This is a genomic window from Pseudomonadota bacterium (assembly GCA_010028905.1).
Lineage (GTDB): Bacteria > Vulcanimicrobiota > Xenobia > RGZZ01 > RGZZ01 > RGZZ01.
Window position 1 is genome coordinate 1 of record RGZZ01000143.1, and the last position, 10,595, is coordinate 10,595.

General features: G+C 66.7%; 11 protein-coding genes. 7 read left to right on the forward strand and 4 right to left on the reverse strand.

All coding sequences use genetic code 11. The features are described 5' to 3' along the window. The 3 genes from EB084_11605 to EB084_11615 all read left to right on the forward strand — a co-directional run. The coding region (locus tag EB084_11605) for an agmatine deiminase family protein (GenBank protein NDD28900.1) at nt 1-777 on the forward strand (777 nt) is incomplete at its 5' end. A gap of 57 nt (nt 778-834) precedes the next feature. Continuing rightward, complete coding sequence (locus EB084_11610; protein ID NDD28901.1) at nt 835-1,674, forward strand: N-carbamoylputrescine amidase; 840 nt, start codon at nt 835-837, stop codon at nt 1,672-1,674. A gap of 115 nt (nt 1,675-1,789) precedes the next feature. Beyond that, on the forward strand, nt 1,790-1,996 hold the full coding sequence (locus EB084_11615) for a hypothetical protein (protein ID NDD28902.1): 207 nt from the start codon (nt 1,790-1,792) through the stop codon (nt 1,994-1,996). Nucleotides 1,997-2,000: 4 nt separating this feature from the next. Here the strand turns inward: EB084_11615 and EB084_11620 are convergent, their stop codons facing one another. After that, nucleotides 2,001-2,768, reverse strand: coding sequence for a tetratricopeptide repeat protein (locus EB084_11620; GenBank protein ID NDD28903.1), 768 nt, complete (start codon nt 2,766-2,768; stop codon nt 2,001-2,003). Between the two features lie 104 nt (nt 2,769-2,872). Here EB084_11620 and EB084_11625 point away from each other — a divergent pair, with 104 nt between their 5' ends. Next, on the forward strand, nt 2,873-3,349 hold the full coding sequence (locus tag EB084_11625; protein NDD28904.1) for a hypothetical protein: 477 nt from the start codon (nt 2,873-2,875) through the stop codon (nt 3,347-3,349). Between the two features lie 18 nt (nt 3,350-3,367). On the opposite strand, the gene EB084_11630 is transcribed toward EB084_11625, so the two are convergent. Together EB084_11630 and EB084_11635 are read right to left on the reverse strand one after the other, a co-directional pair. Then, nucleotides 3,368-4,816, reverse strand: coding sequence for a M20/M25/M40 family metallo-hydrolase (locus tag EB084_11630; GenBank protein ID NDD28905.1), 1,449 nt, complete (start codon nt 4,814-4,816; stop codon nt 3,368-3,370). Between the two features lie 93 nt (nt 4,817-4,909). Then, the gene (locus tag EB084_11635) at nt 4,910-7,702 is read right to left on the reverse strand and encodes an insulinase family protein (protein ID NDD28906.1); all 2,793 of its coding nucleotides are present in this window, start codon (nt 7,700-7,702) and stop codon (nt 4,910-4,912) included. A gap of 54 nt (nt 7,703-7,756) precedes the next feature. On the opposite strand from EB084_11635, the gene EB084_11640 reads away from it, so the two are divergent. From EB084_11640 to EB084_11650, 3 genes are all read left to right on the forward strand, one after another. After that, complete coding sequence (locus EB084_11640) at nt 7,757-8,641, forward strand: N-acetylmuramoyl-L-alanine amidase (protein NDD28907.1); 885 nt, start codon at nt 7,757-7,759, stop codon at nt 8,639-8,641. Between the two features lie 72 nt (nt 8,642-8,713). After that, nucleotides 8,714-9,364, forward strand: a complete 651-nt coding sequence (locus tag EB084_11645) for a hypothetical protein (protein NDD28908.1) — start codon at nt 8,714-8,716, stop codon at nt 9,362-9,364. A 101-nt stretch (nt 9,365-9,465) separates the two neighbouring features. Continuing rightward, complete coding sequence (locus tag EB084_11650; protein ID NDD28909.1) at nt 9,466-9,984, forward strand: hypothetical protein; 519 nt, start codon at nt 9,466-9,468, stop codon at nt 9,982-9,984. A 15-nt stretch (nt 9,985-9,999) separates the two neighbouring features. On the opposite strand, the gene EB084_11655 is transcribed toward EB084_11650, so the two are convergent. After that, nucleotides 10,000-10,595: NlpC/P60 family protein (locus EB084_11655; GenBank protein NDD28910.1), on the reverse strand; the 596-nt coding region annotated here is incomplete at its 5' end.

Sequence of the window (10,595 nt, forward strand, 5' to 3'; positions counted from 1 at the left end):
GCGCCCCTCGACGACGTCTGGCTGCGCGACAGCGGCCCCATCTTCGTGCGTCGGGCTGATGGCGTGGTCTCCTTCGTTCACTGGGGCTTCAACGCCTGGGGGCAGAAGTTCGACTGGCACCTCGATGACGAGGTGCCAGAGGCCCTGGCGGCGCACCTGGGCGTCGATCACTTCGATGTCGACATCGTGCTCGAGGGCGGCTCCATCGAGACCGACGGTACGGGGCTGGCGCTCACCACGCGCCAGTGCCTGCTCCATCCGGCGCGAAACCCGCACCTGACGCAACGCGAGCTGGAGTCGGCCTTGCGTGACCACCTCGGCTTCACCCGCGGCGTGATCTGGCTCGAGCGCGGCCTCGAGGGCGACCACACCGACGGCCACATCGACACCATTGCCCGCTTTGTACGGCCCGGGGTGGTGGTGGCGTGCACAGCCGAATCGGACGACGCGCAAAACCACGCCGTTCTCGCACAGAACGCGACCGTCATGCGCAACGCCGGTCTCGAGGTGCTCGAGGTGCCGCTGCCCGCCGAACGGCGATGCTTCGAGGGAGAGCGGCTGCCGCTCACCTACGTCAACTTCTGTCTCGTGAACGGTGCCGTGCTGGTTCCGCAGTACGGCGACCGCAACGACGCGCGCGCCCTCGAGGTCATCGGGGCTGCGTTCCCCGACCGCACGGTGCAGGGGCTCGAATCGTCGGCCATCATCACCAGCGGAGGCTCGTTCCACTGTCTCACCCAGCAGCAGCCCCAGGGACCTCTCTGGGTCGGCGGCTGACGGGCCTGGCGCCACAGAAAGGAAGTCATCGTGAAGATTGCGCTCGCCGTCGTCCAGATGTGCATGGCCGACGACCTCGAGACCAATGTCTCCGACGCCCTGAAACGCGTCGAGCAGGCGGCTCGCGCGGGAGCCAACGTCGTGCTGCTGCCAGAGCTCTTCGAAGGGGTCTACTTCCCGCAGCAGGAGCGCGAGGAAGATTTCGCTCGCGCCCACCCCATCGAGGGTCACCCGTTCATCGGGCGCTTCCAGGAACTGGCGCGGGACGCCGGAATCGTTGTGCCGCTCAGCTTCTTCGAGCGCGCTGGCCAGGCCCACTACAACAGCCTCGCCATGATCGACGCCGATGGTTCCATCAAGGGGGTCTACCGCAAGTCGCACATCCCCGACGGCCCAGGATACGAAGAGAAGTACTACTTCTCGCCGGGCGACACGGGGTTTCGGGTCTTCCAGACCCGCTATGGCTGCATCGGCGCGGGCATCTGCTGGGATCAGTGGTTTCCGGAGAGCGCGCGCATCATGGCCCTGCTGGGCGCCGACCTCCTCCTCTACCCCACGGCCATCGGAAGCGAGCCTCCGCAGGCCGGCGCCATCGACACCCGCGACATGTGGCAGCGCGCCATGATCGGCCACGCTGTGAGCAACGCCATTCACCTGGCCGCCGCCAACCGGATCGGCGCGGAGGGAGACGCCCGTTTCTACGGGAGCTCGTTCATCTGCGATCCGCGTGGCGAGAAGATCGCAGAGGCCGACCGAAGCAACGCCACCTGCCTGATGGCCGAACTCGACCTGACAGAAGCACGGCGCTTTCGCGCCGCCATGGGGTTCTTCCGCGATCGTCGCCCCGATCTCTACGCGCCGCTGCTGACCCGCGACGGAAGAACATCTGTTCAGTAAGAGAACATGTGTTTCCGATTGAGAACACCTGTTTTTGCTCGCGTTCGGCAGGGGTTGGCTCTGGTCGACGGAGAATAAGACGCGTGCATCAGTACGACAAGAGGTGGTACCAGTCATGGACAAAGAGACGAACGAGAAGCCGGTCCTCACCCATCTTTCCGAAGACGCAACGAAGCGGATGTGGGATACCACCGGCCGAGCTGAAGCCACACCAAACCGGCCTGCGGTCGACATGAGCGAGGTGGCCGAGGTGAAGTGCGACTACTGTGGCTCGATGGTTCGCATGCGACGGGGCCAGCGCTGCCCGGTCTGCAACATGTGAGGCGTCAGGCGCCGCTCTCCTGCGGCGCCGCGCCTTCGTCTGACGAAGGTTTCGGCCCGATGCGCTCGAGGCTGTCGCGCATGGCGCGCGCAGTCGGCTCGCCCGCCCAGATCTTCAGCGCCACGTCCACATGTCGGCGGCTGCTCTCCCTGTCGTCGTACCCCTGAAGGTAGGCGCGAGCCAGCTGACCGTGAACCCGTGCGCGATCCTGGGGTTCGGAGGCGTCTTGCGACAGCAGCGCCCTCCCCTTCTCCACCGCCTGATCGAAGCGATGCAGGTCGTTGAGAATCGCCAGCTCGAAGCTCGCAGCCTGGAACTGCAGCAACGGCGAGCTCACCAGTCCGAATGCCTCGAGGGCTTCCTCGAACCGCCTGTGACGCGCAAAGGCCATGCCGCGGTTGAAGTGGATGGACGAGGCGTCTGCCGACGGGCACCCCAGTGCGCGGCCGAAAGCCCGCTGCGCGTCTTCATGGCGCCCCCCCATGGTGTAGGCGTTGCCCAGCGACTGCCACAGCAGCCACACCTTGGGCGCCGCCTGCACTCCTTCCTCGAGCACCTCGATGGCTTTGGCGTGGTCGCCCCTCGCGCGATGCACCTCAGCCCACACCTCGAAGGCGCCGGAGTGGCGCATCAACGAGAGCTGCTCGGCAATGCGCGCGGCGCGTTCGATATCGTTCCGGTCAAGCCAGGCAAAGGCCTGCGTGAGGAGCTGATGAGCAGCGCTCTCGGTGCTGGGGGACGACGGGAGCTCGTGATCGTGCGTCTGTGACATGCCGCGGTATACGGCGTCGTCTCCCCGGTTCCCCCCAAGCCGTGGCCAGAACCGCACTGACGCGAGAGGATCAGACAGCGGTGCGGCGAGAATCACCGCCCCGCATGAAGCGCATGGCCTACACCGTCGGACTTCTCTTCTCGGTCGTTGGATTTGCGATCGCCACCGCCATTCTCGTCGGCGCCACGCAGGGATACGAGATCTCTGGTGTCCTGGCGTGGGTTCGCCCGTTGCACATCGGCGCGCTGGCAGCCTGGGGCGGTCTCTTCCTGCTGCCCGGCCTGTATGCGGTGCGCGAGCTCGACCCGACTGCCCTCCCCGCAGACACTCGCCCGTTCACCGACCTGGCGGCACGACGCGTGGGCCGCATCGCCGTTCTCCTGCTCGTGATCGTCACCGTGCTGAACTGCGCCTGGGTGATGCGTGAGCGAAGTGGCGTGACCGCGCTGACCCCGGAAGAGCGCGCGGCGCAGTACCCCATCTCGAGGCGCTGCGCCGTGCGAATGTATGCGGGGATATGGGTGGGCCTCTACGGCGTGCCCCTGGTCGGGTTCACCGTGCTTCGCCGCGAAGCGTCGTAGCGAGGCTCAGCGCGAGGCTCAGCGCGACGCTCCCGGCCGCACCACCGCGTGTCGGGCGAGCACAGCCGCCACGCAGCAGGTGAGACGACGCGCTGTGGGAATGTCGAGGAACTCGTTCGGGCCGTGGGCGTTCGAGTTGGGGCCAAGCACACCCGTGATGAGGAACTGGGCTTCCGGGAACCGACGCCCCAGCATGTTGATGAAGGGAATGGATCCCCCCTCGCCCATGTAGGCGGCGTCCTTGCCGAAGTAGGCCAGCGACGCCTCAGAGGTGGCCGCCTCGAGCCAGGGCGCGAGCGCGGGGGCGTTCCAGCCGTCGGCCTGGTCTCCTTCGAAGGTGACTTCAGCCCCGTAGGGCGGATCGCTCTCGAGAACGTGCTTCACTGCCTCCAGCGCCTGAGCGGCGCTTGCCGTGGGGGGCAGGCGGAACGACAGCTTGAGCGCCGTGTACGGGCGAAGCACATTTCCGGCGCTCTCGAGCGCGGGAAGCCCTTCGGCCCCCGTAACCGAGAGCGTGGGGCGCCACGTTCGGTTGAGGATCAGCTCGGAATGGTCGCCGCAGAGAGGAGCCGCCCCGGCCACGAACGGGAACTTGTCGTACACCGCGGTATCGAGCACCCCAGCCACCACGCCAGCCTGAGCTCGACGGGCCTCCGGGATGGGCGCGTGCATCTGGGCGACCTTCACCTCGCCGGTGTGCGCGTCAGACAAGCGGTCGAGGAGCTCGCGCATGATGGCGAAGCTCGATGGCACAACGCCGCTTGCATCGCCCGAGTGCACCCCCTCCTCGAGGATGCGCACGCGCAGCGTTCCCCCCACCATGCCGCGCAGCGACGTGGTGCTCCAGAGGCGCTCGTAATCGCCGCAGCCGGAGTCGAGGCAGACGACCAGCGACGGGGTTCCGATGCGCTCGCGCAGGTGCTCGACGTAGGCGGGCAGATCCGGGCTTCCGCTCTCCTCTCCCGCCTCGATGAGAATGACACAGCGCGCGTGCGGCACGCCCTGCTCGGCCAGCGCCTTGACGGCGGTGAGCGATGCGAACGCGGCATACCCGTCATCGGCGCCCCCTCGTCCATACAGGCGCTCTCCGCGCATGACCGGCGTCCACGGGTCGAGGCCTTCAGCCCAGCCATGCATCTCCGGCTGCTTGTCGAGATGCCCGTAGAGCAGCACCGTATCGTCGATGGCACCCGGGATCTCGATGAAGATCACTGGCGTTCGCCCCTCGAGCTCGACGACCTCGAGCGTCATGCCCGGCAGGCTGCGGGCGCTGCACCAGTCAGCGATGAGCGTGACCGCACGGTGCATGTGGCCGTGCTCGGCCCAGCGAGGGTCGAAGTGCGGAGACTTGTTCGGAATGCGGATGTAGTCGTGCAGCGTGGGCACGATCTCGCGGTTCCAGATGTCTTCGACGTACGCGCTCGTCTTTGCACTGTCGAGCGTTCCGTGCTCTACCTCGATGGACATTGAAGGGGCTCCTCGTGGGTGTGATGGCGCCGCGGCGCGGTCCTCGACTTCTCCTCGCGACCGCGCCGCCCCTCTTCCCGAGCCGATCGCGCCTTATCTCCCCTTCTTCTTTCCCTGGAAGTCGCCCGCGGTTACCACGTTGAGCTGGGTCAGATCGATGTACCTGCGCATGGCGGCGAGGACCTGGGCGGCTGTGAGCGAGCGCATGGAGCGCTCGAGGGTCTCATCCCACTTCATGGTGCGTCCCACGTGCTCATAGGCCGCAAGCCGAGACACCAGCGAGCTGTCCTTTGCACGCTCGACCTGGCGGCTCTGAAGCAACCCATTGCGCGCCGCCTCGATCTCCTTCTCGGTGAATCCGTCCTTGAACGCCTTCTCGAGCACCGCTCGCACGTTCTGGCGCACCTTGTCTGCGTTCTGCGGCGCGTAGATGGCGTACACGCCGAATCGCGCCACCTTGTCGAGGGGCTCTGCCGAGAAGCTGGAGCCCACCCCGTAGCTGACGCCCAGCTCCTGGCGCAGGCGCGTGGCGAGCCGTGAGTTGAGGAACCCGCCACCGAGCACGTAGTTCCCCAGAATCAGTGCCCCGTAGTCCGGATCGGCAGACGACATCGCGGTCTTGAGGCCCGCGAGATACACGGCGTTCTCCTTGTCCGGCGTCTCGATCACCTTCTCGAGCGGACTCACCGCGAACAGCTCGCTCGGGATGCGCGCGTAGGCGCTCGGGCTCTTCCAGCCGCCCAGCACCTCCTCCACGAGCTTCGTGAACGCCGGCGCTTCAAAGTCACCCACGGCGGCTCCAGATCCATCGCTGGCCCCGTAGAAGGCTGCGTGGAATGCGGCAAGATCGGCGACCTGCACGTGCGCCAGCTCGGCGAGCTCTTCGTCTGGCGTGCTCACGTGTCTCGGATCGCCCGCCGGATAAGGGTTCAGGTGACGGCTCAGCAGATTCGAGGCCAGGGCCTGCGGGTCGGTCTTGCTCTGCTCGAGTCCCACGAGCTCCTCCTGACGCATCTGCTCGAGCTCATCAGGGGGAAAGGACGGATCTCGCAGCACCTCGGCCACCAGCCTCAGCACGTCAGCGAGGTTGTCGCGGAGCGTTTCGATGGAGATGGTCACGCTGGTGGCGTCGCCCCCCACCGAGACCCTTGCCTTGAGCCGATCGAAGCTGTCCTTGAGCTGCTGGCGCGTGTGCTTGCGCGTGCCGCGCAGCAGCATGGCGGCTGTCAGCTCGCCGATGGTCTCCTTGCCCTTGAGCGCGGCCAGGGTTCCGAAGTGCAGGGTGAGATTAACGTGAACCGCGCGCCCCCGCGTCTTCTTGGGCAGCAGCGCAAGCTTTATGCCACCAGGCGTGCGAACGCGGGTGAGGTGCTTCTCGATGTTCTCCGGAGAGGCGTCGAACTTCTCGCCGGCCACCACCGCGGCCTCGCCCTTGTAGCCTTCGACCAGCTTGCGGACGTCCGGGCTCTCGGGAATCTCGACTCGTTCCGGCGCCTTGGTGGGAATGAACTGGGCCAGGGTGCGGTTCGACGGGCGGAAGTACTGTGTCGCCACCCGCTGCACATCGGCCGCCGTAACCTTGCGCAGGTTGTCCCGGTAGAGGAACAGCAGGCGCCAGTCACCCATGGCCTGCCACTCGGAGAGGTCCTTGCCCACGTGCTCGGTGTTGTTGAGCGAGAGCTCGAGGTGCTTGAGCAGGTTCGACTTCGCACGCTCGACCTCGTCTGGCGTGACGGGGGCCTTGCGAACCCCTTCCTCCACCGTCTCGAGGAGCGCGGCTCGGGCCGGCTCCATGGGCGCCCCCGCGCGCATCTCCGCCGAGAAGATCGCCACGCCGGGATCGTGGAGCTGGTAGGTGTAGCCCCCCACCGAGGTGGCCTTTCGCGCGTCGACGAGCGCTTTATAGAGCCGGCCCGTGGGGGCCTCGGCCATCAGCTGCATGAACACGTCGATGGGCGCGAAATCGACGTGCGACCCGGCTGGCACATGATAGAGGGTGGCCAGGTCCTGCGACTCGCCCACGCGGCGGAGAACGATCTCACGCTCTCCGTCCTGCGCCGGCTCTCTCGTGTAGATGGCGGGCAGCACGCGGCTGGGGCGCGGAATCGGGCCAAAGCTCTCGGCCACCGTTCGCAGCGCAAAGGCCACATCGAAGCGGCCCGCCACCGCCAGGACGGCATTGTCCGGCTGATACCACGTGCGGTAGAACTGCTGGAGGTTCTCGATGGGCACGTTCTCGATGTCAGAGCGCGCGCCGATGGTGGGGTGACCGTAGTTGTGCCAGAGGAAGGCCGTCTCGAGCGCCCGCTCGACCATGATGTCGCCCGGGCTGTTCTCGCCCGACTCGAACTCGTTGCGCACCACCGTCATCTCCTTGTCGAGATCGGCCTTTGCAACGAACGAGGTGACCATGCGATCGGCCTCCATCTCGAGGGCCCATCGCAGGTTGGCCTCTGTTGCCTCGACGGTCTCGAAGTAGTTGGTGCGATCGAGCCAGGTGGTCGCATTGCTGTGCGCGCCGTGCTCAGAGAGCTCGTCAGGGATGTGGGGATGGCGTCGGCTCCCCTTGAACAGCATGTGCTCGAGGAGATGCGCCATGCCCGTCTCACCGTAGCGCTCGTGCCGCGACCCCACGAGATAGGTGATGTTGACCGTGACGTTCTGCACCGAGTCGTCCGGGATGAGCAGCACGCGCAGGCCGTTGTCGAGCCTGTACTCTGAGATGCCCTCCACGGTGGTCACGAATCGAACCCCCTTGGGCAGCGATGTTGCGCCTGAAGAGGCGCTCGGCGCGGGGGGAGCGACAGGCGCTGCAGAGGCGGGCGCCAGAAGCTCGATGACCAGGGTGTAGACCAGGAGAAGTGCGACCAGGGGATGGCGTCTCATGGGATCTGCTCTCTGTCGTGACATGCGCGACGCTGGGGATTGCCGGCCCCCACGATGGCGTCGGGGCACGGGCGTGGGACGGGGTGGGCGCAGGGGTTGTTCCCGGGTGTCTTGAAATCCTGTCACGTGCCGCAACGCCTGCGCCTCGTCGGGGTTCTTCTGGTCACGTTCGTGGCGTGCCTTCTGTACCGTTCGCCAGATGCCACGAGCCGCTCGTACGGCGATGACGACATCCGCCAGATGAAGCGGGCAGACGAGCGGGCCAACCGCCGCACCCGCACGGCAGCGCAGGCCGTGTTCCCCATCGAGGTCATGAAGGAGCCGCCCCATGATCCCCCCGTGGTGGCGCGCATGCTGCCCTACCGCGACTGGGATGACGAGTATCGCGCCTACTTCAAGCGACACGTGGGCGAGGCCTCGATCGACCTTGAGCCCACCATCCTGGTGATGCACTTCACCGCATGCGAGACGTTCGACGCCGCGTGGAACGTATTCACCCGCGGCGCCAACATGTCGGCGGGCGACCGAGGCACCGTCTTCGGCCACCCCTCGGTGCACTTCATGATCGACCGCGATGGCACCATCTACCAGCTGCTTCCCTTGAACCGCCGCGCAACCGGGACCTACGGCGTGAACCACTGCGCGCTGCAGGTCGAGATGGTGGCGGTCGATGAAGCCGATCTGATGAACAACCCCGCCCTCCTGAAGGCGAGCTTCCGACTCGCCCGCTCGCTGAGCGCCCGCTTCCACATCGACCCCACCCACATCTACGGGCATCACCAGGTGAGCCAGGGGAGATCGGCCGTGCCGGCCTACCTGGATCTGGCTGATTCCACCTGGCCCACGAGCTACCCGCCTGCGTGCGCGCGCACCGACCCAGGTGAGGGGTACATGGGCTGGCTGCGGTACTTCCTGAGATACGCCCCCGCGGCGCGCTGACGCCACGCCTGGCGCAATCGCGAACCGCTGACGAGGCAGGGGGAGACCCCCGGCAGTCAGAATCGAGACGGCATGTTCACGCTCGATCGCCGTTCTGCCATCTTCCGTGCGGAGTTCAAAGCCCCGCTGTTCCAGGCCTTCAACCAGGCGTGGCAGCTTCAAGAAAGCCTCTTCCAGGTGCTCTCCACGCACCGGATCCGCGCCAGCGACGTGCGCCTCGAGCGCCGCGACGGCGAAGCCTCGTGCACGGCCAACGTGATCTCGCTGGGGGCTGTGGTGAACGTGCGCCTCACGCACATCGAGGTGTTCTTCATGTCGCTTGAAGACACCGACCCGGTTCGACTGCAGATGCTGGCGTCGCTCGTCGAGTGCTTGCGCGGCTTCGCCTCGGGCTATCGGCTCTTCAGCCTGGCCTACGACCACCACGGGGCGCTCGATGGCGGCGCGAGCGCCAGCGCGTTCATCGGGCGCTACGTGCAGCCTCCCTCTTCTGAAGCCCTCGGCGCGCACTGTGGAAGCTCGGCGGTCTTCTACTACGGCCCGGGCGGGTCGCGAGCCGCCACGTCGGTGCACCTCGAGGCGTCATCGATCGTGCAAGGCGGTCTCTTCGTCAAGACGAACTGCGTGTGGAACGCCGAGGAAGCGGCGCTTGATGAGGTCATGCGCGATGCCGCTGCGGCGGCCCGAGATTCCCTGGCGATGCTGGGCCTGTCCGGCGCCTAGAGGCGCGGCCGAAGAGGTCGCGCCGATCAAGACGCAAGAGCTGGAAGTCCGGCCGGGCTTCTCGCCGAAAGAGAGGGCGCGCAGATGGGAATGACCTCGACGTGAGCTTCGAAGAAGACATTGGACAAGCCCTCGCCGAGACCCGCATCCATCGGGGGCGCCGATCACGGCTTCTCACGGTGGGCACCACCGAGCTGCCGTACATCCTGCTGAACCCGTCGCGCGTGAACCAGGGAGACACCGTGGTCCGACGCGGCGTGCTACGCGTGGAGGAACCCACGCTGCTCCTGCTCCACCGACCTATGCAGTTCAACGGGTTCAGCGATGACGAAGGCGACCGTCAGGACGCCCTCATCGCGGTGGGGCGCATGGCGCACATGCCTCCCGCCCGGTACACCAACCGCGACATGCAGATGGACGTAATCGACGGCAAGCTCGATCGCGTTCTCGCCGACCTCGACAAGCAGCTCGATGCTGACCACGACGAGCGCACGGGGCTCGTCAGCGGCCCTGTCGAGCTCTGGCACCTCAGCCTGCTCGTCTACGTGATGCAGATGGTGCGAACCTCGGCGGGGGGCGACGTCAGCGACCTCGCCCGCAAGCTGCGCGAGAACCCGTAGGCGCCTGCCCGCGCGCTAGAAGAAGCGACGGGCGCCGATGTAGCGCGATCGGTAGTAGCTCTCCTCGAGGCTCGAGACGGTGACGCCGCGAGAGCTCGAGGCGTGGATGAAGTAGCGGTTGCCCAGGTAGATGCCCACGTGCGACGGGCCCGGCAGGTAGGTGCTGAAGAACACGAGGTCACCCGCCTGAGGGGCCTCCACGGCGCGACCCTGCTGATACTGCTCGTCGGCCATGCGGCGCAGCTGGATGCCGGCGAGCGCGAAGATGCGCTGGGTGAATCCCGAGCAGTCGACGCCGTGGGCACTGGTGCCACCGAACACGTACGGCACGCCCTCCATCTGGTGGGCCATCGCGGTGATTCGGGTGATGAGACGGCCGCGTCGCGACGCCAGCGGCGCGCGCCTGTGCCGAGCCGCCTCAGCCGTGGTGCTGGCCGCGGGAGACGCGGCGGGTGCGCTGATGGCGGGATCGGGCGTGACGCTCTCGGCGGGAGGAAGCTCTGGCCGAGCCCCCCACGCGCCCAGGCTGGACGCGAAGGTCGAGGCGATGAGGATGAGCGAGAACGAACCCGCGCGGACGACGCTTGAAAAAGTACGGACTTGAGACATAG